24 protein-coding genes and 1 riboswitch are annotated in these 26114 nt (G+C 72.2%); of the genes, 11 read left to right on the forward strand and 13 right to left on the reverse strand.

All coding sequences use genetic code 11. From position 1 onward, the window contains the following. Positions 1 to 32 precede the first annotated feature (32 nt). Positions 33 to 2069, reverse strand: a complete 2037-nt coding sequence (locus tag ACLQ3F_RS03840) for a glycosyl hydrolase family 28-related protein (protein WP_425846060.1) — start codon at positions 2067 to 2069, stop codon at positions 33 to 35. Between the two features lie 219 nt (positions 2070 to 2288). On the opposite strand from ACLQ3F_RS03840, the gene ACLQ3F_RS03845 reads away from it, so the two are divergent. The 3 genes from ACLQ3F_RS03845 (at position 2289) to ACLQ3F_RS03855 (ending at position 4340) form a co-directional block, all read left to right on the forward strand. Then, positions 2289 to 3371, forward strand: a complete 1083-nt coding sequence (locus ACLQ3F_RS03845) for a PIN domain-containing protein (protein WP_357261474.1) — start codon at positions 2289 to 2291, stop codon at positions 3369 to 3371. A gap of 323 nt (positions 3372 to 3694) precedes the next feature. Then, positions 3695 to 3916 carry a hypothetical protein gene (locus ACLQ3F_RS03850; RefSeq protein WP_030335934.1) on the forward strand — a complete coding sequence of 74 codons (222 nt, stop codon included), beginning with the start codon at positions 3695 to 3697 and terminating at the stop codon, positions 3914 to 3916. A 265-nt stretch (positions 3917 to 4181) separates the two neighbouring features. Further along, positions 4182 to 4340, forward strand: a complete 159-nt coding sequence (locus ACLQ3F_RS03855; RefSeq protein WP_357196921.1) for a hypothetical protein — start codon at positions 4182 to 4184, stop codon at positions 4338 to 4340. 41 nt (positions 4341 to 4381) lie between these two features. Here the strand turns inward: ACLQ3F_RS03855 and ACLQ3F_RS03860 are convergent, their stop codons facing one another. The 4 genes from ACLQ3F_RS03860 to ACLQ3F_RS03875 all read right to left on the reverse strand — a co-directional run bounded on the left by ACLQ3F_RS03860 (position 4382) and on the right by ACLQ3F_RS03875 (position 8256). Next, positions 4382 to 4930, reverse strand: a complete 549-nt coding sequence (locus tag ACLQ3F_RS03860; RefSeq protein WP_425846063.1) for a DUF1062 domain-containing protein — start codon at positions 4928 to 4930, stop codon at positions 4382 to 4384. A gap of 216 nt (positions 4931 to 5146) precedes the next feature. After that, complete coding sequence (locus ACLQ3F_RS03865) at positions 5147 to 6208, reverse strand: Gfo/Idh/MocA family oxidoreductase (protein WP_425846065.1); 1062 nt, start codon at positions 6206 to 6208, stop codon at positions 5147 to 5149. Between the two features lie 102 nt (positions 6209 to 6310). Further along, the gene (locus ACLQ3F_RS03870) at positions 6311 to 6976 is read right to left on the reverse strand and encodes a response regulator transcription factor (protein WP_425846068.1); all 666 of its coding nucleotides are present in this window, start codon (positions 6974 to 6976) and stop codon (positions 6311 to 6313) included. Continuing rightward, positions 6964 to 8256, reverse strand: a complete 1293-nt coding sequence (locus ACLQ3F_RS03875) for a sensor histidine kinase (RefSeq protein WP_425846071.1) — start codon at positions 8254 to 8256, stop codon at positions 6964 to 6966. Before ACLQ3F_RS03875 ends, ACLQ3F_RS03870 begins: the two co-directional genes overlap by 13 nt. Positions 8257 to 8418: 162 nt before the next feature. Here ACLQ3F_RS03875 and ACLQ3F_RS03880 point away from each other — a divergent pair, with 162 nt between their 5' ends. The 3 genes from ACLQ3F_RS03880 (at position 8419) to ACLQ3F_RS03890 (ending at position 11586) form a co-directional block, all read left to right on the forward strand. Continuing rightward, complete coding sequence (locus ACLQ3F_RS03880) at positions 8419 to 9114, forward strand: SDR family NAD(P)-dependent oxidoreductase (protein WP_425846074.1); 696 nt, start codon at positions 8419 to 8421, stop codon at positions 9112 to 9114. Further along, on the forward strand, positions 9108 to 10742 hold the full coding sequence (locus ACLQ3F_RS03885; protein WP_425846076.1) for an MFS transporter: 1635 nt from the start codon (positions 9108 to 9110) through the stop codon (positions 10740 to 10742). Before ACLQ3F_RS03880 ends, ACLQ3F_RS03885 begins: the two co-directional genes overlap by 7 nt. Before the next feature lie 76 nt (positions 10743 to 10818). Beyond that, entirely contained in the window at positions 10819 to 11586 is a 768-nt protein-coding gene (locus ACLQ3F_RS03890; protein ID WP_355006822.1) for a TetR/AcrR family transcriptional regulator, read from the forward strand. A gap of 3 nt (positions 11587 to 11589) precedes the next feature. Here ACLQ3F_RS03890 and ACLQ3F_RS03895 read toward each other — a convergent pair whose 3' ends face one another. Beyond that, entirely contained in the window at positions 11590 to 12411 is an 822-nt protein-coding gene (locus ACLQ3F_RS03895; RefSeq protein ID WP_425846080.1) for a helix-turn-helix transcriptional regulator, read from the reverse strand. A 131-nt stretch (positions 12412 to 12542) separates the two neighbouring features. On the opposite strand from ACLQ3F_RS03895, the gene ACLQ3F_RS03900 reads away from it, so the two are divergent. From ACLQ3F_RS03900 to ACLQ3F_RS03910, 3 genes are all read left to right on the forward strand, one after another. Continuing rightward, positions 12543 to 13460, forward strand: a complete 918-nt coding sequence (locus ACLQ3F_RS03900) for an SDR family NAD(P)-dependent oxidoreductase (protein WP_425846082.1) — start codon at positions 12543 to 12545, stop codon at positions 13458 to 13460. Positions 13461 to 13569: 109 nt separating this feature from the next. After that, positions 13570 to 13791: a hypothetical protein gene (locus ACLQ3F_RS03905; RefSeq protein WP_357196895.1), complete on the forward strand. Its 222-nt coding sequence runs from the start codon at positions 13570 to 13572 to the stop codon at positions 13789 to 13791. After that, entirely contained in the window at positions 13784 to 15952 is a 2169-nt protein-coding gene (locus tag ACLQ3F_RS03910; protein ID WP_425846085.1) for a hypothetical protein, read from the forward strand. Before ACLQ3F_RS03905 ends, ACLQ3F_RS03910 begins: the two co-directional genes overlap by 8 nt. 32 nt (positions 15953 to 15984) lie before the next feature. On the opposite strand, the gene ACLQ3F_RS03915 is transcribed toward ACLQ3F_RS03910, so the two are convergent. From ACLQ3F_RS03915 to ACLQ3F_RS03925, 3 genes are all read right to left on the reverse strand, one after another. Continuing rightward, complete coding sequence (locus ACLQ3F_RS03915; protein WP_355006817.1) at positions 15985 to 16383, reverse strand: hypothetical protein; 399 nt, start codon at positions 16381 to 16383, stop codon at positions 15985 to 15987. Continuing rightward, on the reverse strand, positions 16380 to 16829 hold the full coding sequence (locus ACLQ3F_RS03920; protein ID WP_357196887.1) for a hypothetical protein: 450 nt from the start codon (positions 16827 to 16829) through the stop codon (positions 16380 to 16382). The genes ACLQ3F_RS03915 and ACLQ3F_RS03920 overlap by 4 nt, the downstream gene beginning before the upstream one ends. 363 nt (positions 16830 to 17192) lie before the next feature. Next, a complete protein-coding gene (locus ACLQ3F_RS03925) occupies positions 17193 to 18071 on the reverse strand; it encodes an alpha/beta fold hydrolase (protein ID WP_425846089.1) in 879 nt (292 codons plus the stop codon). Between the two features lie 138 nt (positions 18072 to 18209). Here ACLQ3F_RS03925 and ACLQ3F_RS03930 point away from each other — a divergent pair, with 138 nt between their 5' ends. Both ACLQ3F_RS03930 and ACLQ3F_RS03935 read left to right on the forward strand, forming a co-directional pair. Then, positions 18210 to 21566 carry a BTAD domain-containing putative transcriptional regulator gene (locus ACLQ3F_RS03930; protein ID WP_425846091.1) on the forward strand — a complete coding sequence of 1119 codons (3357 nt, stop codon included), beginning with the start codon at positions 18210 to 18212 and terminating at the stop codon, positions 21564 to 21566. A gap of 136 nt (positions 21567 to 21702) precedes the next feature. Continuing rightward, on the forward strand, positions 21703 to 23277 hold the full coding sequence (locus tag ACLQ3F_RS03935; protein WP_425846094.1) for a Na+/H+ antiporter: 1575 nt from the start codon (positions 21703 to 21705) through the stop codon (positions 23275 to 23277). A gap of 7 nt (positions 23278 to 23284) precedes the next feature. Here the strand turns inward: ACLQ3F_RS03935 and ACLQ3F_RS03940 are convergent, their stop codons facing one another. The 4 genes from ACLQ3F_RS03940 to ACLQ3F_RS03955 all read right to left on the reverse strand — a co-directional run bounded on the left by ACLQ3F_RS03940 (position 23285) and on the right by ACLQ3F_RS03955 (position 25951). Next, the gene (locus tag ACLQ3F_RS03940; RefSeq protein ID WP_355006812.1) at positions 23285 to 24031 is read right to left on the reverse strand and encodes an amino acid ABC transporter ATP-binding protein; all 747 of its coding nucleotides are present in this window, start codon (positions 24029 to 24031) and stop codon (positions 23285 to 23287) included. Beyond that, positions 24028 to 24801, reverse strand: coding sequence for an amino acid ABC transporter permease (locus ACLQ3F_RS03945; RefSeq protein ID WP_425846098.1), 774 nt, complete (start codon positions 24799 to 24801; stop codon positions 24028 to 24030). The genes ACLQ3F_RS03940 and ACLQ3F_RS03945 overlap by 4 nt, the downstream gene beginning before the upstream one ends. Positions 24802 to 24840: 39 nt before the next feature. Beyond that, positions 24841 to 25707, reverse strand: a complete 867-nt coding sequence (locus ACLQ3F_RS03950; RefSeq protein WP_425846101.1) for an ABC transporter substrate-binding protein — start codon at positions 25705 to 25707, stop codon at positions 24841 to 24843. Between the two features lie 100 nt (positions 25708 to 25807). Next, positions 25808 to 25951, reverse strand: coding sequence for a hypothetical protein (locus tag ACLQ3F_RS03955; RefSeq protein WP_355006809.1), 144 nt, complete (start codon positions 25949 to 25951; stop codon positions 25808 to 25810). Between the two features lie 32 nt (positions 25952 to 25983). Then, positions 25984 to 26095: riboswitch (SAM riboswitch) on the reverse strand. Between the last annotated feature and the right edge of the window lie 19 nt (positions 26096 to 26114).

Raw genomic sequence — 26114 nt, forward strand, 5'->3', positions numbered from 1 at the left:
GGCGGCCCGATCGATCGGGCCGCCCACCGCTGTCACCACTGTGCCGGAGGCGGGGGCGGCGACACGGGCGGCCGGTCGTCGCAGGTGATGGTGTTGGGCAGCAGCCACGGCGCGAGCCACCCGCCGTCGTTACCGCCGAGGTCGGTCAGTGTGAACTCCGAACCGGCCGGGGTGAAGTGGAACGATCCGCAGTTGTTGACGCCGACCGCGCCCACGTTGCGAGCGTCCACGTTGGCGAACGAGGCGGACCCGGCAGCGCGGGCGCTGAGCACCGAGGTGCCGGTGCCGTCGACCCGGACGTCCCGGAACCGGGCGTCGGAGATCGAGTAGAGGTCCTTCACCGGCCAGTCGCTGACCAGCATGATCGCGTTGTACGTGTTGTCCAGGTACGCGTCGCCGGTCACCTCGATGGGCGCCTCGATGCTGCGATCCAGGGCGAAGACCCAGATCGCGCCCAGCCCGATGTTCCAGTTCAGCTCGTACGTGCCGGCGCGGGCCGTGGTGTTGTTCGTGAAGCGCAGGTGCCCGGTGAACGGCTCCGCGCCGAAGCGGGCCCCGGCGTGCAGGCCGCTGCCCTCGCGTACCGGGTCGGCGACCAGGTTGTGCGAGACGGTGGTGTCGGTGCCGCCGTAGATGGCGATGCCGTTGGCAAGGGTCGGTGACTGCACGGTGTTGTGGTCGAACGTGTTCCGTGCGTTGGCCGTCTTCTCCGACCACATCGCCAGGCCGTCGTCGCCGGTGTTGCGGACGAAGTTGTGCGACACGAGGGAGTCGGTCACGCCGGTGTGGAAGTTGAGCGCGTCGGCGATCTGGTCGACGATGATGTTGTTGGTGACGCGGACGTTGCGCATCGGGCCGTCGAACCACAGACCTGCCTTGGTGTGGTGCAGGTAGAGCCCGTCGATCGTGGAGTCGCTCATCGCACCACCGATTGCGTTGACCTGGTCGGTGTCGATGCGTTCCCGCACGTCGCCCTCGATGGCGAAGCCGGAGAGGTGCACGTTGCGGCTGCCGCCGTCGGCGGCGTCCCGCCCGTAGAACCCGACCCCGGTGTGCACGGAGCCGTCCGGCGCGGGAGTCGGCAGGGCGACCTCGCGGCCCTTGATCGTGGTGTACCAGTTGCCGGCGCCCTCGATGGTCACGTCGTCGACGATGATGTGTCGGTTGACCTGGTAGGTGCCCGGCGGGATGTAGACCTTGAGGTGGGCGCGCCGGGCGAAGGCGATTGCCCGGTCCAGCGCGTCGGCGGAGTCCCGCCGGCCGGTGGGGTCGGCGCCGAAGGCGAGCACGTTCGCCGCGAGCAGCCGGACGTGCGGCGGTGCCACCAACTCGGAGTCGAGCAGGTCGATGACCGTCCAGGCGGCGGCGCTGCCGGGCGGCGCGGTGAGCCGGACCTTGTCGCCGGCCCGGTAGGTACGCCCGAGCAGCAGCCGTTGCTCGTCGTAGAAGTGGGTGGGCCGGAACGGCTTGGTGATGCTCGGGTACGGCGTGGTGGCCGACGGCACGCACTGGCACTCGGTGATCCACCAGTCCGGGTGCAGCAGCCCGGCCTGCGGGTCGTTGGTGAACGGGTACTGGTTGTAGAGCCACGAGTACTGCGATGTGAGCGTCATGGTGCGCAGGTGCTTGCCGTTCACGGCGACCCGCAGCGGCGCGGTGATCCCGCCACCCTGCGGCGCGTCCGGGATGCTGTACCGCACGGTGATCCCGTTCGCCGCGCTGGGCAGGACGAACTCCACGTACTCCCCGGGGGTGAGCCGGACCGCCCGGCGGCCGGAAGCCTCCGCGGGCAGCGTGTAGGCGGTGCGGTCGGGCCCGATGATCTCGCCGTTGGTGCGGGCGTTCTCCGCTTCCTGCTCAAGGAAGTCGACGTCCGCGCCGCGTCCGGCGACCAGTGCCGGATCGAGGGCGGCCCGGGTGACCACCGGCTGCGCGCCGGCGGACGCGGGTGGACTGGCGACGGCCGCGGTGGGTCCGGCGACCAGCACGGCGAGTCCGGCCGCGAGCGCGACGGCGGTGCCGCCGGACCGGCCGGGGCGTCCCCGCGCCGGCGTGAGGCTGCGAAACATCGGTGACCCTCCTGGGTGGGTGGTGGTGGAGGTCCGCCCGGCGTCCCCCCGACGCCCGACATTGATCGTCATGATGCAGCACCAGACAGGGCGCTGCAAGACAACTATCGAACAACGAAAATAAACGACTATCAGGCCGCAAGAAATGGACGGTCGTCGAGTTGAGGTGCCGCGCGTCGCCTGCCCCCACCAGCTCACGCCCGGCGTAGGCTGATCCGCGTGGATCAAGAAGACCGGATTGCCCTCTTCCTCGACTACGAGAACCTCGCGTTGGGCGCGCGCGACCATCGTGGCGGCGCGGCCTTCGACTTCCGGCCCATCGCCGACGCGCTGGCCGAACGAGGTCGGGTGGTCGTCCGACGGGCGTACGCCGACTGGTCCTACTTCGACGAGGACCGCCGGATGCTCACCCGGTCCCACGTCGAGCTGATCGAGATCCCGCAGCGGATGGGCGCGTCCCGTAAGAACGCCGCGGACATCAAGATGGCCGTCGACGCGATCGAGTTGGCGTTCGAACGCGACTACATCTCCACCTTCGTGATCTGCAGTGGTGACAGCGACTTCACCCCGCTGGTGCACAAGCTGCGCGAGCTGAACAAGCGGGTCATCGGCGTCGGGGTCGAGGGGTCCACCTCGGGGCTGCTTCCCCCGGCGTGCGACGAGTTCCTGTACTACGACCGCTTGGAGGGCGTGGACATCCCGCCGGCCCGTGGTCGGCGCGCTCGTCCCGCCACCCGGCAGGCCGGCGCGGACCAGCGCCCACCCGAGCCGGAGCAGGAGCAGGAGCGTCGTACACAGGACGCGGAGCCCGATCGGGATGTGGACGCCCTCGCGGTGCTCGTCGCCCAGTCGGTCGCCGGGTTGCAGGGCAGCGCCAACGGTGAGGTCACCGCCTCCCGGCTCAAGCGGACCCTGTTGCGCAAGGACCCCACCTTCAGCGAGTCCGACTACGGCTTCCGCACCTTCGGCGAACTGCTGCGCCACCTCGCCGAGCGCAACGTGATCGAGCTGGCCGAGGGGCCGGCGAAGGGTGACCCCGAGGTCTCACTGCCCGAGCACGGCGACCGGGAGGTGGCGTTCGGTCTGCTCCGGGGCGTCGTGGCGGACCTCGGCAGCGGCGGCAACCCGGTGGCGTTGTCCGGGTTGAAGAACCAGGTACGCCGGGCCCGCCCCGACTTCAGCGAGAAGAAGCTCGGCTACCGCAGCTTCCTACAGTTCTGCAAGGCCGCCGCCACCGCCGGCGTACTGGACCTGCGCTGGAGCCCCGAAGCCGACGACTACCTCCTGACAACCCAAACCTGACCGCCGAGCCGACCCGCGCCCCGCCCTCCGCGCCGCCCTCCGCCCTCCGCGCCCCGCCCCGCCCGCCCGCCCGAGCTGATCAAGAGGTTTCCGTCAGTGGGAACCCGATCCCTGACGCGAACTTCTTGATCAACAGGGTTGGGGATTGCGGGCGGGCTGCACGGTAGAGCTTCCTGATTCGCAACTCAGGAGCGGGAGAACCGCCCGTTATGGTTTCGAACCGCCAACGGTTGGCCCGAAATGCGCCTGGATTGTCGCCCTTGCCCCGGTCCGGGCATACCTGCGCCGTACCCTCCGCGCGGGAATTGCTATACGGTCGGCGAATGAAGGTGGAGGAGCACTGGTGGAACGGAGACACGACCCCGCGCGGGCGCCGGGACGTGTACATCCGTACTGACGGGCAGGGTTGGGAGGTCCGCGCCCAGATCGGTGGGGCGTCGGGTCGTGAGCGGGTGCAGCAGTGCCCAAGCCGGGCCTCGGCGGCCATCCTCGCCGACGCCTGGCGCGGCACCCACCCATCCTGGCGCGAGCTAAAGCAGCGCTGATCCGGCACCGGGCCGGGTCGGCAACGCTCCCGGGCTACAGCCCGGCGCGCCCGCCGACCGGGCCCGGCGCTCGGTAACCACTCCACAAATCGGCTGGCCGGCTCAACTACTCCTCATCACGTGATCAGGTGATGAAAAGTAGGTCCCGGGGAGCGGATTGAGCTACTTTTCATCACCTGATCAAGGGATGGCGGCGGATCTCCGTGTCCCCGCCCTCAGGTCGGGTACCCGGAGGGCTGCCGGTCGCGCCCGATGGAGGTCGCCCATGTCGCAGGGTCCCGATGAGGAGAACTCCAGGATCGACGAGGAGGTCCGAGAGGCCGAGCGTCGGCTCGCCAACCTCGGCGCCTCGTCGGACGACGCACTGACCGACGATGACGCCCGCGCGCCGGACGGTGCTCCCACCGAGGAGAACGCCGATTAGGGCCTGCCAGGCGTCCTGCCGGACAGGCCCCCATGATCGGCTCAGCGCTTCAGCGTGAAGGTGAAGTCGCCGGAGAGCTTGCCGCTCAACCGGAACGCCGAAACGACCTTGCCCTCCATGATCAGTCGGTCGATCTCGCCGCGCGACAGACGGCAACCCTCAGCGATCAGTCGGGTCGGCCGGACCGGGACCCGTGCCGCGTTGCGGACCGAGACGTCGATCACGTCGAGGTCCAGGTGCTCCGATCCGCCGGTGTCGAGACGCCAGGCGTCGGTCCAGTCCAGGGCGAATCGGTTCCGGTGCTGGACGGCCGGATCCTGGAGCAGCTCGGCGACCAGGCCGCCATCGTTGGCATGGAGCCGGTCCAGCAGTTCGGGTGGGATGGTGCGCACTGTTATCCGTTCCAGGACGGTGAGTTTCGCCGTCTCCCCACACTCGGTGCAGAGCACGAGAAGCCAGACGTCGAGGAGCTTGTGGTTGGCGTTGACACGGAACTTGCCGCTCGCCCGAAGGCGTTGGGACGGGCACGCGTGGCAACGGCGGTTGACGATCGGCAGGCAGGTGGGCACGACGGCCCAGTGAATGAGCACAGAGGTACACCGGTTTCAGTGAGAAGTCCGCAGCAAAAAGGAGCGCGGCGCACAGGCGCGACGCGCGACAGATCAGCTCTCGGGAGGTCTCACAGGGTGTACAACGGCACGTCCTTGCCTAGACGACCTGGTTGCGCAGCACGGTAACGGCGCACGGCGGCGCCGCTCCACTGGTTTTACGCGTCAGGAGCCCGGGTGGCGGGACGAACGAACCGGTCAGGCCTTCGGCACCGGCAGGACCACGCCCTCGGCCACCGACCGGTGGGCCAGCTCGATCAACTCGACAGTGTGGACGGAGTCCCGTGGGTCCACCGGCATCGGCGTGCCGTCGCGCAGCGCAGCCGCCACCTGGGCGTAGAAGCTCTGGTACGCGCCGGGTTCGGTCGGCACCGGCCGCAGGTCACCGTCGACGCCGAGCAGGCCGTAGCGGTCCGGCGGAACCTCACCCCAGCCCGGCTGGTCCGGGCGGCCACCGTCGTGCAGCGCCGCCTCCTGCACGTCCAGCCCGTAGCTGGTGTAGCCGGCCCGGTCGCCCAGCACCCGCAGGCGCGGCCCGAGCTGAGCGGTCACCGCACCCATCCACAGGTGCGAGTGGACCCCGTTGGCGTGGGTCAACGCCACGAAGGCGTCGTCGTCGACGGCCGCGCCCGCGCGGCGACGGTCCACCTCCGCGTACACCCGCTCGACCTGGCCGAACAGCTGCACCGCCTGGTCGACGAGGTGGGCGCCGAGGTCGAAGAGGGCGCCGCCGGCCTCCTCCGGACCGGCAAGCTCCCGCCAGCCCGGCTTGATCGTCGGACGGAACCGCTCGAACCGGGACTCGAAGCGCAGCACCTTCCCCAACTCGCCCTGCTCGACCAGGCGGCGGACGGTCAGGAAGTCGCCGTCCCAGCGCCGGTTCTGGAAGACCGTCAGCGGCACCCCACGCTCGGTCGCCTCGTCGATCAGCGCGCGGCCCTCCGCCGCGGTGGGGGAGAGGGGCTTGTCGACGACGACCGGCAGGCCGGCGGCGAGCGCCGCGCGCGCCATCGGCACGTGCTGCCGGTTCGGCGTCGCCACCACGACCAGGTCCAGGGCGTCCGGGGTACGCCACACCTCGTCGGCGTCGTCGACCAGGCGGGCGTCCGGGAAGTGCTGCCGCGCCTGCTCGCGTCGCTGCGGATCACGGGTCACGATGGCGTCGAGCCGCAGCCCGGGGGTCGCGGCGATCAGCGGCGCGTGGAACACCCGGCCCGCCAGCCCGTACCCCAGCAGACCAACCCGCAGCGCCTTCGCCATGCCGTGCCCCCGTCTCCCTGGTCCGCGCCCTGACCTGGCGCCGGTACCGCTGAGAAGAATCTACGCCGGGGGCGGCCGGGCCCGATCTCGGCCCGGTGCCGGTCAGGTAACCGGGTCGGCGCGCAGGTAGGTGAGGACCGCGAGCACCCGCCGGTTGGTGTCGTCGCTGGGGGGCAGGTCGAGCTTCAGCAGGATGTTGCCGACGTGCTTGCCGACCGCCGCCTCGCTGACGTGCAACCTGGCGGCGATCGAGGCGTTGGACCGCCCTTCGGCGAGCAGCGCCAACACCTCGCGTTCCCGGGCGGACAGCGCGGCGAGCGGGTCGCGGGGGCGGTGCAGCAGTTGCCGGACCACGTCCGGGTCGATGGCGGTGCCGCCGTCGGCGACCCGGCGCAACGTGTCGACGAACTCGGTGACCTCGGCGACCCGGTCCTTGAGCAGGTAGCCGACGCGTTGGCCGTCGCCGCTGTCCAGCAGCGCCGCCGCGTACCCGGTCTGCACGTACTGGCTGAGCACCACGACCGGGAGGTCAGGTCGCTCGGTGCGCAGCGTGACGGCCGCGCGCAGCCCGTCGTCGCGGCGGCCCGGCGGCATCCGGATATCGGTCAGCACCAGGTCCGGTTGGTGGTCGCGGGCCGCCGCCAGCAGGTCCGGTGCGGAGCCGACGGCCGCGCACACGGTGAAGTCGAAGCGGGTCAGCAGCGCGACCAGACCCTCCCGCAGCAGCACCTCGTCCTCGGCGAGCACCACCCGGGTCACCGACGACATGGCAGCTCCACCCGGACCACTGTAGGGCCGCCGGGCGGGCTGGACAGGAGCAGCCGGCCGTCCACCGCGGCGACCCGGTCGGCGAGCCCGGTCAGGCCGGTGCCCCGGGCCGGGTCGGCGCCGCCGTGACCGTCGTCGGTCACCTCGACGACGAGGTCACCGCCGACCCGGGTGAGGCGTACGTCGGCGCGGGTCGCCTGGGCGTGCCGGGCCACGTTGCCCAGCGCCTCGGAGACCACGAAGTAGGCGGTGGTGTCCACGATCTCCGGCAGTTCGTCGTGCAGGTCGGCGTGCACGGCGACCGGGATGGTGGTGGCGGCGGCCAGCTCGCGGACGGCGCCGGCCAGGCCGAGGTCGGTGAGGCTCTGCGGGCGGATGCCGTGCACCAACTGCCGCAGCATCACCATCAGGCCCCGGGCCTGGTCGTGTGCCACGGCGAGGGGGCGGGACGCGGGGGAGTCCTCGGGTACGTCCAGCCGGGCCAGCCCGAGCTGGAGGGTGAGGCTGGTCAGCCGGGGCTGGGCGCCATCGTGCAGGTCGCGCTCGATGCGACGGCGTTCGGCCTCGTACGCGCCGACCAGTCGGGTGCGGGAGCGGGTGACCTCGCGCAACGCCGCCGCGTCCACCGGGTGGGCCAGCAACCACCGGGCCACGGCTGCCTGGGCGGAGGCGAGCAGACCGACGGCGTACCAGAGAACCGGGACCAGCAGCACCCCCACGATGGCGTACGGAACGGCTTCGCCGGTGCTGTCGATCGGCTGCCAGATCACCACCGGCTGGTTGGCGTCTCCGGCCAGCCAGGGGCTGGAGATCATTCCGAGGTCGAGCAGCACCAGCACCAGGAACACCCAGTAGGCGACCGGGGTGAACCCGCCCAGCCAGAACAGGTAGGCCACCTCCCGCCAGGTCGCGGCGTTGCGGTAGCGGGCGACCAGGCCCGGCCACGGCGACGAGGGCAGCGGGCGACCGTCGACGAGCCCGACCCGCCACCGCTCGACGACGGCCACCGGGAAGCTCACGAGCGGGGCCAACGCCAACAGGATGAGGCTGCCGGTCGCCAGGAACAGCATCAGCGCGATGCTCGGTGGTCGGCCGTGCAGGCGGAGCCCGTTGGCGGCGGCCAGTAGCGGCGCGCCGATGACGAGCAGCCCGACGCCGAGCACGCCGGCGATCGGCACCGTGGTGACCAGGTAGGCCAGCGCGCGCCAGGGCCACGCGGAGATCAGCCAGCGGCGGCGGCGCAGCGCCTCGGCCAGGTGCGAAGGGTGTTCCGTGGTCATGCAGCAGACGCTAATCGGGGGCGACCGGGTGCCCCAGCCGTCCAGATCCCCTCTTCGGGGTATGCCCAGCACTACCAGCGAGCGGGTGTGCGGGGCCCGGAAACGGGAAGACCGCGAGGTCACGCGACCCGCGTGACCTTTGCTGGCGGCGGCTGGAGAGACATGGGTGCCAGAACCTTCGTGGTGGTCGGCGGGACCAGCGGTCTCGGCCTCGCGGTTGCCCGACTGCTCGTCGACGAGCATCAGGTGGTGGTGTTCGGCAACGTGCCGGCCGAGGTCGCCGCCGCCACCGACGAGCTGGGTTGCGACGGCGCCGTCTGCGACATCTCCTCCTACGAGCAGGTCCGTGACGGGTTCGCCGAGGTGGTCGAGCGCTACGGCACGATCGACGGGGTGGCGGCCTGCGCCTCCATGTGGGCCGGCGGCGACCTGGGGGACCTGTCGGTGGAACACATCCGCCGGGCCGTGGAGATCAACGTTCTGGGCATCACGTACCTGCTGCGGGAGGCGGTGCAGCACCTGCACCGGCAGGGCCACGGCAACGTCGTCTACATCGGCGCGCTGGCGCTGGCGGCCCCCCGGCCCGGCATCCCCGTCTACCGGGCCACCAAGAGCTACGGCAGCAGCCTTGTCGATTCGCTGGCCGAGGCCCAGCACAGCAACCGGGTCAAGGTGATGCAGCTGCACCCCGGGCCGATGCCGACCCGGCTACAGGAACGGGTGGGTGCCGAGTTCCTGGACGAGGTGTACGCCATGCCCGAACAGGTCGCCACCGAGGTCGTCCGGTTGCTGTTGCTCGAACCCGATGACCTCTACGTCTCCGGTGAGCGCGTGCTGCGCGCGGACGGGCGGTGGTGACGGCAGCAGCCGGACCCGCCGACCGTCCGGTCTCGGCCTGGGCGCCGCTGCGGACGGCGGTCTACCGCAACCTGTGGCTGGCCCTGCTCGCCGCCAACATCGGTACCTGGATGCAGACCGTCGGCGCGCAGTGGCTGCTGATCAACCACTCCAACGCCTCCACCCTCGTCGCGTTGGTGCAGACCGCCAGTCTGCTGCCGGTGCTGCTGCTGGCGTTGCCCGCCGGGGTGCTGGCCGACAGCTTCGACCGCCGGCACCTGCTGATCGCCGTGCAGCTGTTCCTGGTGGCGGTGGCGGTCGTGTTGACGCTGCTCACCCTGACCGACCGGATGCCGCCCGCGCTGCTGCTCACCCTCACCTTCGCGTTCGGTGTCGGGCAGGCGCTGACCCTGCCGGCCTGGGCGGCGGTGATCCCGGAGCTGGTGCCGCAGGAACAACTCCGGTCGGCGTCCGCGCTCGGGTCGATAAGCGTGAACGTGGCGAGGGCGGTCGGACCCGCGGTGGCCGGCGTGCTGATCGCCCGTACCGGCGTCGCCCCGGTCTTCGGCATCAACGCGGTCGCCTTCGCGATCTTCGCGTACGCGCTGTGGCGCTGGCGGCCCGGCAACGCCCGCGCGGTCGAGGTGCCGGAGCGGTTCACCGCTGCGTTGCGCGCCGGCAGCCGCTACGTACGCCACTCGCCGATCGTCCGCCGGCTGTTGCGCCGTGCGTTGGTCTTCGTGGTCCCGGCCAGCGCGCTGTGGGCGTTGCTGCCGTTGGTGGCGAGTCGGCGGCTGGGGCTGGGCTCCGGCGGGTACGGGGTGCTGTTGGCGGCCCTCGGCGTGGGCGCCATCGCGGGTGGCGTGCTGCTGGCCGTGATCCGCACCCGGCTGACGGCCAACCAGCTCCTGCTGATCGCCGGGGCGCTGTTCACAGTGGCGCTGACCGTCGTCGGCACCGTCCGGGCGGTGCCGCTGGTGCTGCTCGCCCTGCTGCCCGCCGGGATGGCCTGGGTGACGGTGCTGGCCAACGTCAACGCCGAGATGCAGCTCTTCCTGCCCAGTTGGGTACGGGCCCGCGGCCTGGCCGTCTACCAGGTGTGCTTCGCCGGTGGGCAGGCCGCCGGCGCGCTGCTGTGGGGTCTGGTGGCCGAGATGGCCGGGCTGCTCCCCGCGTACCTGGCGGCGGCGGCCCTGATGCTTCTCGGCACCCTGACGAGTCGGATCTGGCCGTTGCCGGACCTGCGCTCGGTCAACCGGGAACCGGCTGCCTACTGGCCGCAACTGCACCTGGCGCGGGAGCCGGACCCGGGGGTGGGGCCGGTGCTGGTGACGGTGCAGTACACGGTCCGGCCGGAGCGGACCCAACAATTCCTGGCGGCGATGGACCTGGTGCGTGGCGCGCGGCAGCGGACCGGCGCGATGCGGTGGGGGCTGTTCCGCCCGGCCGAGACGGTGGACCGGTTCGTCGAGGTGTACCTGGTGCCGTCCTGGGACGAGCACCTGCGCCAGCACGGCGGCCGGTTGACAGGTGAGGACCGCGCGGCCGAGCAGCGGGCCCGGGAGTTGACCGACGGGGAACTGGAGGTCCGACACCTGGTGCCCGCCGCGGCCGGCCCGACGCTCTCCGACGACCGCGAGGCGCTCTGACACCGCGCGGCACCCCTGAGCAGGGGCCGGCGCGGCCGCGTACGACGTACGGTCTCGTTGTTAGGATGGCCGCACCATGGCGAGTGAGCGTAAGGCGACCGCGGACCCGGCCCGCAGCCTGGCCCTTCTCTGGCGCACCCGGGAGCCGACCAGCCGCAGCGCCGGTCCGGCGCTCAGCGTCGATCGGATCGTCCGGGTCGCGATCGACATCGCCGACGCCGAGGGTCTCGACGCGCTGACCATGCGCCGGGTCGGTGAGGCGCTGGGGGTCGGCACGATGTCGGTCTACACCTACGTGCCGGGCAAGGCCGAACTCGTCGCCGTCATGATCGACACCGCGTACGGCGAGATGCCACGCCCCGCCGTCGAGGGCGACTGGCGTACGCGGTTGGAGCGGATCGCCCGCGACAATCTTGCGCTCTACCAGCGGCATCCCTGGATGCTGCGGGCCGAGACGACCCGACCGGTGCTCGGTCCGCACCTGATGGCCAAGTACGACTACGAGCTGAGCGCCATCGTCGACATCGGGCTCACCGACGTCGAGGTCGACGCCGTGCTCACCCTCGTGCTGGGCCACGTGAAGAGCGCCGCCCGGGCCGCCTCCGAAGTGGTCGACCTGGAGCGCGAGACCGGCATGACCGATGGCCAGTGGTGGCAGTCGCACGCGCCCTGGCTGGAGACATTCCTGAAGCCCGACGCCTACCCGACCGCGTCCCGGGTCGGCACCGCGGCCGGCCAGCAGCACGGTGCCGCGTACGGCCCGGAGTACGCGTTCGAGTTCGGTCTGCAACGCGTCCTCGACGGGATCTCGGTGGTGGTCACCGAGCGGGCGGCCAACCGGTAGCCGCTAGCGCGGTGCTGCCCGTCGAGCCAGCCGGGCCAGCGAGCGCGCCGACGGGCTGCCCGGCTCGGCGTGATAGACCACCAGCGATTGGGTGGTGCCGCTGATCGTGAGCTTCTCGTAGCGCAGCGCCAACTCGCCCACCTTCGGGTGCTGGAACACCCGCACCCCACCGCCGGCGCGGGCCGTGACGTCGTGCCGGGCCCACAACTGCCGAAACCGTTCGCTGCCGGCCGTCAGCTCCCGCACCAGCTCGACGAGGTGGGGGTCGTCCACCTCGGGGCCGACCTGTGCGCGCAGGCCGGCCACCGCGTTGGCCGCGACAGCCGTCAGACCCGGGTAGAGCGCCGGCACGCTCGGGTCCAGGAAGACCGCGCGCAGGAGATTCACCCCGGCGGTGAAGATCGGCGCCAGCGCGGTCGCGGCGGGGTTGGCGAAGAGCACGTCCAGGTGTCGACCGTGCACGAAGGCCGGTGTCTCGGCCCACGAACCGACCAACTGCCGGATGCCCACCGGCACCCGCTCCGAGGGTCGCGCCGCCCGGCGGGCCGGCACCGGCCGGGCCAGGGCGTGCAGGTGCGCCGCCGCGTCCGCGTCCAGCCTCAACGCGCGGGCCAGCGCCTCGACCACCTGCGTCGACGGGTGCCTGTCACGCCCCTGCTCCAACCGCAGGTAGTAGTCCGCGCTGACGCCGGCGAGCAGGGCGGCCTCCTCGCGCCGCAGGCCGGGGACCCGCCGACGGCCGTGCGCGGGCAAGCCGACGTCACCCGGCCCGATCAGCTCACGCCGGGCACGCAGGTATTCGCCCAGCGGGCCGGCCGCGCTCACCCGCCCATCGTAGGAGCCGCCACCGACCGCCCATCCTGGTCCTGCCACTACCAGGAAAAACAGGGAACCGGCTAACGCCTGCCGCCCGGGTGACAGTGTCGGAGTAAGCGTGATCGAGAGACGGGACAGCAATGACAGAGCGCCTCACGACCCCCTTCGGTTTCGCCTCCACCGCCGACGAGGTCATCGCCGGGGTGGACCTCAGCGGCAAGCGGGCCATCATCACCGGAGGTGCCGCCGGCATCGGCATCGAGACGGCCCGTTCGCTCGCCGCTGCCGGCGCCGAGGTCGTGCTCGGGGTCCGCCGGGTCGCGGCGGGTGAGCAGGCCGCCGGCGACATCGCGGCCAGCATCGGCGCGGAGCGGGTCACCGTCCGCGCGCTGGACCTGGCCGACCAGGATTCGGTACGCCAGTTCGTCGCCGGCTGGGACCAGCCGCTGCACATCCTGGTCAACAACGCCGGGATCATGGCGCTGCCCGAGTTGGAGCGCACCGCCGAGGGCTGGGAGATGCAGTTCGCCACCAACTTCATGGGGCACTTCGCTTTGACCGTCGGCCTGCACGACGCCCTCGCCGCGGCCGGCGGCGCCCGAGTCGTGTCGGTCAGCTCCAGCGGCAACCTCTTCTCCCCGGTGATCTTCGACGACCTGCACTTCGCGTTCCGGCCGTACGACCCGCTGCTGGCCTACGGGCAGTCCAAGAGCGCCGAGGCCCTGCTCGCCGTGGAAGCCACCCGCCGCTGGTCCGGCGAGGGCATTTACGCCAACGCGCTGAACCCGGGCGCCATCGCCACCGGGTTGCAGAGGCACACCGGTGGGCTGAAGTCGCCCAGGGAGATGCACAAGACCCCGCAGCAGGGCGCGGCGACCTCCGTGCTGCTCGCGGCGTCCCCCCTGCTGGACGGTGTCGGCGGTCGCTACTTCGAGGACTGCGCAGAGGCCCCGGTCGTCACCGAGCGGCCCGCCGACTACAGCGGCGTGGCCGCGTACGCGGTCGACCCGGGCAACGCCGCTCGGCTCTGGGACGTGGCGTCGGACCTGATGTCGTAGCGCGGCGTCGCCGCTGGCCGGCCCGGCTCGGCGGAACCACGCCGGGCCTGGCAGTCCGGGTGGTACGACTGGGGCGGCGGTGGCAGCTGCGGGCCGGGGAAGGATGGCGATGGCGGGCGGGCTTCCGGGACGGCTGCTGCTCCGGCGGGAGAACCCGGGCAGGGCGTCGTTCCTGGCCCTGGGCGTCATCGGCCCCGCGCTGTTCCTGACCGCCCAGCTGCTGCTCATCGTCCTGGTCGACGGGATGCCCGGCCTGCGGGGATACGCGCGACAGATCAGCGGACGGGACGGGTCCGACCAGCGGCGGCACGGGGAGCGGCCCGATGCCTGAGAGAGAGCCGGACCACGGCGACCAACCGCGCAGACCCGACGTGGTGGAGTTGCGGGTGCACGGCGTGTCCGGGGGCGACCCCACAGTCATCCTCGACCGCCCGGGAGTCCGGCAGGTCGCCGGCGACGACCGCGGCGGCTTCCACCGCCCCGACCGGTCGGAGGGCACCGACCCGGACGGGGTGACGCTGGAGGCGTACCGCTGGGGGGACCTGCCCGCGGGCACCGTGGCCCGGACCCTCTCCATGGTCTTCCTGCTGCCGTTCATGTTCAGCAACGTGGCAGTGTGGATGCTGCCCACCGGCCGCCGCCGTGCCGCCGGGGTCACCATGCTGTGCCGGCTCCTCGCGCTCAACCTCACAGTGCTGTACGTGGTGTCCATCGCCGGGGTCGCCCTCGACCTGTTCGCCTGGCGGTGTCTCGGTGCGGCCCGCTGCCGTGAGCCCTTCGACACGATGGCCGGGCTCGACGGCCGGCACCTCGGGCAGCGGCTGTGCGTGCTGGCACTCCTGCCGATCGCCGCCATCGTGTTCCTCCTACTTGTCGGCAAGCGCCGGTCCCACCCGGCCGGCAAGGCGGTGTGGACTGTGGAACCGCTGGTGCAGCGGCTGCGAGCGATCCACGTCGCCGCCGCGCTCGCCGTACTCGATCTCATGCTGCTGGTGGCCCGTCACACCGGCGGCGCGACGCTCGGGACGACGCTGCTGCTGACCCTCAGCCTGGTGGTGCTGCTGGTCTGCGTCGGTCTGCTCGCCGCCCCCGGGCTGGCTGACCGGGCCGCGATGGCGCGAACCGCGCAATGGACCGCCCGCAGCACAGGCGTCCTGGCCGTCGGTCTGAGCGTGGCGACCCTCGTCCTCGTCGCGCGCGACGACCATGGCTGGCCGTCGTCGACCGGGATGCCCGGCTACGGCGGGATCGCGGCCGGGGCCCTGTTCGGTCAGATGACCCTGCTGGTGGTGCTCAGCGGGCTGGTGCTGTGGCACCGTGGCCGTGCGGGCGGACGGTCCACGCTGCGGCGCGGCCTGGGCGCGGCGGTCGTCGCCGCCTTCGCGGTCGGCCTGGCCGGCGGGCTCTCCGCCGGTCTCGTCTACCAGATCGGGCAGTTGCTCGGCGGTTACTCCGGCGACGGTGGACCGCCGCTGCCGTACCGCTGGACGCTCCTGTCCTTCTTCCTGCACGTGGTCGCGGGGGTGCTGGTGTGTGGCGCCCTGACCCTCCTGTCGCGGCGACGACGACGCGCTGCGGCAACGGCGATCACCCGTCTCGACTTCCCGGTGGTTCCGCCGGAGGCGGCGGGGCGGCTACGGCTGACGATGACGACCATCGCCCGTGCGAGGTTCACCGAGTGGCTGGGTCTGATCGCGACCACGTACGCGGTGCTAGCGCTGATCGGACTGATCACGAGCCTGCTGGGGCGCACCGGGCGTGAGCCGGAGGAGTTGGCGCGACAGGTGTTCGGGCTGCCGCCACGAGTCGTCGAGATGGGGCTCACCGGAAGCACCTATCTTCTCGCGGGACTGCTCCTCACACTGTTGGCCGGGGGTGTGTTCGCCTATCGGACCGCGTGGTTCCGCCGGCACGTCGGCATTCTGTGGGACCTGGGCACCTTCTGGCCCCGGGCCGCGCACCCGTTCGCCCCGCCGAGCTACGCCGACCGGGCCGTGCCGGAGCTGGCCGACCGGATCAGCCAACTGGCCGAGCGGCACGCCGGGGTGTTGCTCTGCGGGCACAGCCACGGGTCCGCGCTGCTGGCGCTGGCGGTGCTGCGGCTGCCTCCGCGCGTACGCCGACGGGTCGCGCTGCTCACCTACGGTTCACCGCTGGACCGCCTGTACGCCCGGCTCTTTCCGGCCTACCTCAACGAGCAGGTGCTGCGGGAGGTGGGGGAGCGGGTCGAGTGGCGGTGGCTCAACCTCTGGCGGGAGACCGACCCGGTCGGCGGCTGGGTGTTCGCCGCACACCGACCCGGTGATCCAGCTCCGGACCCGGCCGATCCGGCGGGCCAGGTCGACAGGCGGTTGCGGGACCCCGCACACCTGCTGCCGGCACCGGGAGAGCGGTCCGCGCCGCCGCTGCGGGGGCATCATCCGGGCGAGACCGACCCCGAGTTCCGGGCTGCGGTGCGCGAACTCACCGAGCGCCTTCGCGACGCCAATTGAGGGTTACCGGCCACAGGGGGCAGCGACGCCGGTCAACGATCCATCTCAGGAATCCGGTCGGACTCCGCCACCGTCGCGCGGACCTTGCGCAGGGTGGCGTCGGGGGCCCGGATCGCGGCCCGCCAGCGGTCCAACGTCCGGGTGAGCACCCGGACGACGAACTGCAACTGGTTGACCTGCTCGCGGAGCGTGCCCAGCTCGGACCGGGCGCTGAACGCCTCGACCTCCAACTGGGTGATCCGTGTCTGCAACGGCTGCACGAGCGTGAGGGCGGCCTCGGTGAGCGTGTCGGCGGCATCGGCCTTGAACTTGCCCCGCTGCACCACGACTGTGGCGATCGCGGCAAGGCCGGTGCCCCCGCCGAGGATGCCGAGCACGCTGAGCGCCACCTGCACCCAGTGCGGTGCAGCTGGCGCGGGTGCGGTAATCACGTGACACCTGCCTGCAACTGTTCGTAGGTCACAAATTCGCATGCTCGCGCCAGGCGACGTAGGTCGATCGCTATCTGCGCGGCCCGCCAGAGCGACCCGACCGTCACCGCCATCACGAACGACGTGGCGACGATGGAGTTTCGGCCCGACATGACCAACAGGGCCACCGCGTACATGCCGGTGATCGTGCCGAGCACCAGCACCGACGCGAGTTCGAGGCCGAGCCCTGTGGAGAGCCGACCGGGCCACAGGATGCCCAGTAGTCCGCCCACGCCCACCGCGACCAGACCCAGCTCCCAGGCGACCTGGATGGGCTCCGGCATCGACGTCTGAACGGACGTCGGCCGGACGTTGAGGGTCATCATCAGAACGCCGCAGAGAGGTGCTGCGGCCAGGACAGCGATCTCGTACGGCTGGTGGCGGGATCGGATACGAAGGTTTCCCACGGCAACTCCTTGGTCGAGGACCGGCGTCCGGCAGCGCCCGGTAGGCCGGTGCCGTTCGGTCGCGGCCGTGGAGCCGCGAATCGTGCGGCGGAGCCCGGTGGTGCGTTGCCTGTGGACGGTCGTTGGGCGAGAAAGTGAAGCGACTCGACGTCGTTGGCTGCCGGTATCTGCCTGTGTATCACCGATGACCGGTTGGCGTCCACCTGTGTAACGTCGCATTCCCGCAGGTCAAGGGGCATTGCACGCTGGTTTTTGGGCGGTGGGAAGGGTGAAGCGCGGCGACCCGGCCGCACGATCGCCTGGTGACAGCAAGTGTCGTATATCTTCCCCAGGGTGACGATCGTGGGCCGGGTCGCCTGTCGATCAGCGAGCGAGCAGGGCGCGCAGCGCCCGGAGCACCTCGGCCGGGGCCTCCTCCGCCATGAAGTGCCCGCAGCTGACCGTCTGGTGGTCCAGATCCGGCGCCCAGGCCCGCCACACCGCCGCCGCGTCGTAGCCCAGCGCCGCGCCCCAGTCCTGCTGGAGCACCGCCACCGGCATCCGCAGCTGGTTGCCGGCCGCCCGGTCAACGGCGTCGTGGGCCACGTCGATCCCGGCCGACGCCCGGTAGTCGGCGACGATCGAGGGGACGGCGTCGCGGGACGCGCGCAGGTACGCGGCACGCACCTCAGTCGGCAGAGCCTCCGGATCACGGGTCCAGACGTCCAGGAAGTGACCGAAGAAGGCGTCCGGGCTGCCGGCGATCAGCTCTTCGGGCAGGCCGGGCGGCTGCGCCATCAGATAGAGGTGAAACGCCACAGCGGCGCTGGCGCCGTGCAACACGTCCCACATGTCCAGCGTGGGTAGCACGTCGAGCAGGGCCAGGTGACTGATCGCCGCCGGATGGTCGAGGCCGGCCCGGAACGCGACCAGGGCGCCCCGGTCGTGCCCGGCCAAGGCGAACCGCTCGTGACCGAGCGCGCCGGCCAGCGCCACGATGTCGGCGGCCATGGTGCGCTTGGCGTACCTGGTGCCATCGGTGTCGAGGGGCTTGTCGCTGTCGCCGTAGCCGCGCAGGTCCGGACAGATGACCGTGTGGTCGGCGGCCAGGTCGGCGGCGACGTGCCGCCACATGAGGTGAGTCTGCGGAAAGCCGTGCAGCAGCACGATCGCCGGCCCGGAACCGCCCACGGCGGCGTTGAGCGTCACCCCGTCGGCGACGGTGACGCGTCGGTAGTCGAATCCGTTGATCTTCGGGTCCACGGGGAACCTTCCTGGTGAGCAGTCCCGGCGGGGGCGGTGGCCCGTCGCCGTCGTACCTCACCGAGCCTGCCCGGCGGTGATCAGCAGCCGGTCAGCGTCGGATCAGTGCCGGCCGGGCCACGGGCCTAGATTGGTGCCATGACCAGGCAGCTGACGGCGCCCGTCGCGGTGACCTTCGGTGTACTCGGGCCGGTGATCGCCGCGACCGAGCGCGGCCCGGTCGCCCTGCGGGGACACCGGCAGCGCCTGGTGCTGGGCCGGCTGTTGATCGCCCACGGTCGGGTGGTGCCGGTGGATCGTCTCGTCGACGACCTGTGGGAGGTCGCACCGGACGGCGCTGTGGGCGCGATCCGGACCTTCGTCGCCGACCTGCGCCGGGCCCTGGAGCCCGATCGGCCACCCCGGCAGCCGCCCCGGATCCTGGTCACCGAGCCACCCGGGTACGCGCTGAAGGCCGCCCCGGACGCGGTGGACGCCGGACAGTTCGAGGCGGCCGTGGGTGAGGCGGCCCGGCTGCTGGCGGCCGGGCGTCCCGCGCCGGCCCTGGCCGCGCTGGAGTGGGCGCTCGGGCTCTGGCGCGGGCCCGCGTACGCCGACTGCGCCAACGAGTCCTGGGCGGTCGCGGAGATCAACCGGCTGGACGAGCTGCGGATGCTCGCCGTCGAGCGGCGGGCTGAGGCGCTCCTGGCGCTGGGCCGACCGGACGAGGCCGCCGCTGACCTGCCGGCACACCTGGCCAGCCATCCGCTGCGCGAGGACGCGTGGCGGCTGCTCGCGACGGCCCGGTACCGCGCCGGCCGGCAGGGCGACGCGCTGGCCGCACTGCGGGAGGCCCGCCACGTCCTGGTGACCGAGCTGGGGGTGGACCCGGGGCCCGAGCTGCGACGGCTGGAAACCGACATCCTCGCCCAGGCGCCGCACCTCGCCCCGCCCCTCGACCGGGCCGCCACCCCCGGCCCCGGGGAACCCGCGCGACCCGTCGAGACGGAGCAGCGCCCGTTCGTCGGCCGCGACGCGGAGCTGGAGCGGCTGCGGCACGCCGCCGAGGCCGCGTCCCGCCGCCGCCAGCCCACGCTCGCCCTGCTCAGCGGCGACCCGGGTGCCGGCAAGACGGCGCTCGCCGAGGCCCTGACCCGGCAACTCGCCGCCGAGGGCTGGACCACGGCGTGGGGACGCAGCCCGGAGTACGAGGGTGCCCCACCGGCGTGGCCGTGGACCCAGATCACCGACACGCTCGCCGGGACCGCCGCCGCGCCGGCCGCCGTCGCTGCCGACCCGGAAGGTGGCTCGGCTGACGGTTCGGCCGACCCCGCCACCGTGCGGTTCCGTCGACACCGCGCGGTGGCCTCGTTGATCGCGGCGGCCGCCGACCGGGAGCCGGTCCTGCTGGTCCTCGACGACCTGCACCGCGCCGACGGCGACACCCTGGACCTGCTGACCGCACTGCTCACCGGCCCGCAGCCGGCCAGCGGGCCGGTGCTGATCCTCGGCACCTACCGGGCCACCGAGATCAGCACGGAGCTGACCGCCACGCTGGCCCGCGCCGCGGGGCTGGAGCCGGTCCGGGAGTACCTTGCCGGCCTGCCCGCGTCGGCGACCGGCGAGCTGGCCGGCGCCATCGTCGGGACGGAACTGGATCAGGCCACCGCCCGGTCGATCCACCGGCGCAGCGGCGGTAACCCGTTCTTCGTCCGCGAGCTGGCCCAGCTCTACGCGAGCACGGGGCAGGCAGGGCTGGCAGCCGTGCCGCCCGGGGTACGCGACGTGATCCGGCACCGGTTGGCGCAGCTACCCGCCTCGACCCGTACCGTGCTGCGGCAGGCGGCCGTGCTCGGTCGGGACCTCGACCCGGACGTGCTGGGCGCGTTGGCCGGTGACCCCACGGCAGCGCTGGACGCCGTGGACCGCGCCCTGGCGGCCGGGTTCCTCAGCGAGCGGGAGTCCGACGGGCGGCTGCGCTTCACCCACATCCTGGTCCGCGACACGCTCTACGCCGACCTGTCAGCGCCGCGCCGCGCCGCCTGGCACGCGGCCGTCGCCGAGGTGCTGCGACAGCGGGAACCCGTCGAGCCGGCGGCCCTCGCATACCACCTGCTGCGCGCCGGCGGGCCGGTCCACGCCGCCGAGGCGTCGACGTACGCCCAGGTGGCGGCCGAGCGGGCCGAGCGGGGCGGCAACCCGCACGAGGCGGCCCGCCTGTGGGGCCAGGCGATCGACGCGTACGACAGTGCCGGCGGGGCCGAGCCGCGTGGGCGGGTGACCGCGCTGCTCGGCCTGGGGCGGGCGCTGGCCGTGACGGGCCGGCTGGCCGAGGCGCGGCTACGGCGTGCCGAGGCGATCACCGTCGCCGAGTCCACCGGCGACCCCCTGCTGATCCAGGAGGCGCTGGCGGGCTTCGACGTGCCCGCCAGTTGGACGCGCAACGACGACGACCTGCTCTCCGGGCACATCGTCCGGGCAGCCGAACACGCCCTGACCGCGCTCGGCCCGATCGGCTCGGCGCAGCGCAGCCGGCTGCTGAGCACCCTCGCGCTGGAGCTGCGCGGCACCACCACCGATCGTGGCCGCCGCGCCGCCGCCGAGGCCGAGACGATCGCCCGCGACATCGGCGATCCCGCTCTGGTGGCGTTCGCGCTCAACGCCCGCTTCATGCACTCCTTCCACAGCGTCGGTCTGGCTGACGCACGGGCGCGGATCGGCGTGGAACTGGTCGAGCTGGCCGCCCGGAACCATCTGGTGACCTTCGAGGTGCTCGGCCACCTCGTCCTGGTCCAGGCCAACTGCGCGCTGGCCGACCGGCCCGCCGCCGACGCGCACGCCCGCGCCGCCGACCGCCTCGCCGAGGCGTACGAGCTGCCGTTGGTCGGTGTCTTCACCCGGTGGTACGCCGCGCTGCGGCTGGCGTTGGGCGGCGACCGGGACGCCGCGGCAACCGCGTACCGTGCTGCCGCCGAACAGCTGCCCGCCGACGGTATGCCGGGCCTGGCCCAGGGGTTGCTGCCGCTCGCCCTGCTCGGCCTGCGCTTGGCCGACGCGGTCAGCGACGCCCCGCCGGCAGGTGACCCCCGGCTGGCCGCTGCACTGCGGCCGATTCCCGGGCCGGACGACGAGGACTGGGAGCGGCTGGACTGGGGCCCGCATGAGCCCTGGGTGCGGCCCCTGCTGCTCGCCGCCGCCGACGACCCCGGTGCTGCCACAGCGGCGTTGCGGGCCCTGCCGGACGGGCCGCACGACCTGCTTCGGGAGGTGCGGCTGTGCCTCACCGCGCGGGCGGCGCTGGCCGTCGGCGACCGTCTCACGATGGAACGCGTCGCCCGCGCGCTCCGCCCGGCCGCCACCGAACTGGCTGCCGGCAGCGGGGTGGTCACCGTCGGCCCGGTGGCAGAGCACCTCGCCGATCTGGCCGCTGCGCTGGGCCGCGACGAGGAAGCCGCCGAGCACCGCCGTACCGCCCGGGTGCTCCTGGCGCGCGTCCGCGCCGACGACCCATCCTGAGCGCCGAGGCGGTGTGCCTGGCCAACGCGCTCTGGCTCCCCGGCGACTTGCCGGTTTCGGCCGGAACCAGCCGTGGGGTGCGGTCAGATGGAACCACCGGCGCGCCCACCGTCGGCCATGATCCAAGGGGGTACGCGTGCAGGCGCTCGTCCTGATCGTGGCACTCGGCGTCACCGTCCTCGTCGGCACCACCCTCGGCGGCCGGTACCGGGTCGCCCCGCCGATCCTGCTCATCGCGTTGGGTGTGCTGCTCGGGCTCACGCCGCCGCTGTCCGAGGTCACCCTGGAACCCGACCTGGTCCTGTTGATCTTCCTGCCGGCCATCCTGTACCGGGAGAGCCTCACCATCAGCCTGCGGGAGATCCGGGCCAACCTGCCGGTGATCGGGCTGCTCGCCGTGGTGCTGGTGGTGCTCACCATGGTCACCGTGTCGTTCGCCGCACAGTCGTTCGGGGTGAACCCCGCCGCCGCCTGGGTGCTCGGCGCGGTCCTCGCGCCGACCGACGCCGCCGCGGTCACCGGCCTGGCCAAGCGGCTGCCCCGGAAGTTGCTCACCACCCTGCACGCGGAGAGCCTGATCAACGACGGCACGGCGCTGGTGATCTTCGCTGTGGCCGTGGGGCTGCTCAGCCACAGCGCCGAACCCGGTGTGCTGGGCATCGGCGAGGAGTTCGTCGGCGCCAGCGTCGGCGGTGTGGTCGCCGGCCTGCTGGTGGGGGCCGCAGTGGTGCTGATCCGCAAACGGCTCGACGATCCGTTGCGGGAGGGCGCGCTCAGCGTGCTGACCCCGTTCGGTGCCTTCCTGCTGGCCGACTCGGTGCACGCCAGCGGTGTGCTGGCGGTGGTGGTCGCCGGCCTGGTGCTCGCCTACGCCGGCCCACGGGTGATCCGCGCCCGGTCCCGGGTCCTGGCGTACGCGTTCTGGGACCTGTCCACCTTCCTGATCAACGGCGGGTTGTTCGTCCTGCTCGGCACGCAGATTCCCCGCGCGGTCCGGGGGATCACCAGCACCTCGCCCCAGCGGGCTCTGGTGATCGTGCTGGTGGTCACCCTCGTCGTGATCGGCACCCGGCTGGTCTTCGTCTACCTCAACTCACAGATCGCGAGGCTGCGGCGTCGCCGCATCATGGACCCGAGCCAGGGGCCGTCGAGCTGGCGGGTCGGAACCGTCGCGGGCTGGTCCGGTTTCCGGGGCGCGGTGTCGCTCGCCGCCGCCCTGGCCGTCCCGACGGTGATGGTCGACGGTCGACCGGTGGTCGAACGCGACCTGATCATCTTCGTCACCGCGCTGGTGATCGTGCTGATCATGCTGCTTCAGGGCACCACCCTGCCGTTGGTGGTGCGCTGGGCCGGGCTCACCGGCGACCCGGAACGCGTCGACGAGGCCCGCAACGCCCGGCGGCGGGCCACCGAGGTGGGCCTGGCCGCCCTACCGCAGGTCGCCGCGGCGGTCGGTGCCCAGGACGACTCGGTGCGCCGGCTGGAGGCCGAGTACCGGCGGCATCTGGAGGACCTCAACGAGAGCGGCGGGAGCACCGCCGAGGAGCGCCGGTTGGAACACCGACTGCGCCTCGGCGTCCTCGCCCACAAGAGGCGGGAGGTCACCCGACTGCGCGACAGCCGGGAGATCGACGACCTGGTGCTCCAGGAACTCCAGTCCGCGCTGGACAACGAGGAGATCCGGCTGTTGGGCCGCGGACCCACCGAGTGACCAGTGCTCAGAGCACCTGGTCGAGGAACCGGCGCAGCCGCGGGTGCTCGGCCCGTTCGAAGATCGCCTCGGGTGGGCCGGCCTCCAGCACCACGCCCCGGTCCATGAAGGCGACGGTGTCGGCGACCTGCCGGGCGAAGCCCATCTCGTGGGTCACGACCACCATGGTCATGCCGGCGGCGGACAGGTCGGCCATCACCCCGAGGACGCCCTTGACCAGCTCCGGGTCGAGCGCCGACGTCGCCTCGTCGAAGAGCATCACCTCGGGGCGCAGTGCCAGCGCGCGGGCGATCGCCACCCGCTGCTGTTGACCACCGGAGAGCTGCGCCGGCCGGGAATCCGCCTTGCCGGCCAGCCCCACCAGCTCCAACTGGGCCCGGGCCACGGCCTCCGCCTCGTCAGTGTCGAGCTTGCGCAGCCGGCGCAGCGCCAGCGTGACGTTGCGCAGCACGCTCATGTGCGGAAAGAGGTTGAACTGCTGGAACACCATGCCGACCCGCTGCCGCAGCGCGTCCGGGTCGTCGCCCAGCACGCTGCGCCCGTCCAGCAGCACGTCGCCCCGGTCCGGTTCGATCAGCCGGTTGATGGTGCGCAGCAGTGTGGACTTGCCCGACCCGGACGGGCCGATGACGCAGGCCGTCGCGCCCCGCGGCACCGAGAGGTCGACGCCGCGCAGCACCCGGTTCGGCCCGAAGGCGAGGTGCACGTCGCGTACGTCGAGGCTGACCGAGGTGGTCGTTTCGGTGGTGGTCATCGCCGGTCTCCCTGGGTGGCGGTGGGCAACAGGGGCTCGTCGTCCTCGTCGTCAGGTGCGGCGGCCGGCCGGCCGTTGCGCAGCCGCCGGTCGATCCAGTTGACGACGTGCGTCAGCGGGACTGTCAACGCCAGGTAGAAGAGCCCCGCCAGCAGCAGCGCCGACTCGTTGCCGGTGGTGGCCGCGTAGTCCTGCCCGATCCGGAACAGCTCCCGCTGGCTGGCCACCAGGCCGAGGAAGTAGACCAGGCTGGAGTCCTTGATCAGCGCGATGAGCTGGTTGACCCAGGCCGGCAGCACCCGCCGGATGCCCTGCGGAATGATCACCAGCCGCATCGCGTCGGCCCAGGAGAAGCCGAGCGCCCGGGCGCCCTCCAACTGGGCGGCCTCCACCGACTGGATGCCCGAGCGGAAGATCTCGCCGATGTACGCGGCGGCGATGAGCGACAGCGCCAGAATGCCCAACGGGTAGGGATCCGGCCCCCAGACCTGCATGCCCAGCGGGGCCAGCCCGACCCCGATCAGCAGGATCGTCGCCGCGGCCGGAAGCCCCCGGAACACGTCGGTGTAGACCCGCGCCGGCCAGCGCAGCCAGCGGCTGCGGGAAATCCCGGCGACGGCCAGCAACAGGCCCAGCACCGAGCCGAGCAGGGCGGCGGAGACCGCCAGGATCAGCGTGTTGGGCAACCCGACGGTCAGCATCTCGGGCAGCGCCTCGCGCATCGCGTCCCAGTCGAAGAAGGTCTCCCACAGGGTGCTCAACGGATCCATCGGTTGCTCCTCCTACCGCCCCGCTCGCTCGTCACCGGCTCAGGACGCGGCCGACGCGGACGCCGACGGCGCGACCTTGACCGCGCCGCTGCCCGGGGCGAAGTCCGCCGGGATCGGACGGCCCGGGTAGTACTGGGCCTGCAACCGGGCCCAGGTGCCGTCGGCGATGACCTCGTCGAGGGCCTTGTTCAGCGCCTCGCGCAGCTTGTCGTTCCCCTTGGCCACCGCGTACGCGGTCGGTGCCGGGCTGAGCTGCTTGGCCGCCACGGTGATCTTGCCCTTGCTGTCGGCGGCCGACTTCTCACCGATCTCCGCCGGGGCGATCCAGGCGTCGGCGGTGCCCGCCTTGAGCTGGTTGATCGCGCCGTTGTAGTCCGGCACCCGCACCGGGTTGAGCTGCTTGCCGGTGGCGTAGTCGTCCTGGACGGTGCCCTGCACCACCACGACCCGCTTGCCAGCGAGCTGGTCGAAGCTGGTGATCGGCGAGCCGGTCGGGACGTCCAGGCCGAAGTAGCCGAAGTCGTAGCCGTTGCCGAAGTCCACAGTCTTCTTGCGGGCCTCGGTGATGGTGATCGAGGAGCTGCCGACGTCGAACTTGCGGTTGTTGACCTGGCTGAGCAGCGCGGAGAAGTCGGTGCCGACGAACTCGACAGTGAGGGAGAGCTTGCCGGCCACGGCGGTCAGCAGGTCATTGTCGAAGCCGGTGAACTTGCCGTCCTCGAGGTACACGTTCGGCGGGGCGTCGGTCAGCGTTCCGGCGCGCAGCACTCCCGACTGGGCCAGGCCGTACGGGTTGGCGTCGGCGTCGGAGGAGCTGTCGTCTCCGCAGGCGGTGAGGGCGGTGGCGGCAAGGATCGTGACAGCGCCCAGGGCGGCGGCGCGGGTCAGGGCAGGAAGGAATCGCACTGGTGTCTCCGAAGGGTGGTGTCTCGGCGCGCACGGACGTGCGCCACCGACGGCGCGCCCGATGGGCGTACCGGTGGGAAAGGAGCTCGGGAAGGGGGTGCTAGAGCGCGGTGCCGCGACGACAGGCGGCGCTGCACATTCGCATCATGTCCACGTGCCGTCGCCGGATCAGTGCGGGCGAGGGTCGACCGGTGCGGGAGTCCGCGACGTCGGTCGGTGGGGTGGTGCTGAGGATGATGCGCATGGTTCTCCCGGGTCTGTGCTGACCTGGGTGCCAGGCCACGCTTGCACCGACGTCCTGCCGGTGCCTGGTCTTCACCCGGGGCACCCCACCGCGGAGGAGGGTTGCCGGCCAGCGAGCCGGGGCTTCGCGCTGGCGCTCATGACCTGCGCCGAGGCTAGCAGCA

Origin of the sequence: Micromonospora sp. DT15 (assembly GCF_049841475.1) — a bacterium.
GTDB lineage: Bacteria > Actinomycetota > Actinomycetes > Mycobacteriales > Micromonosporaceae > Micromonospora.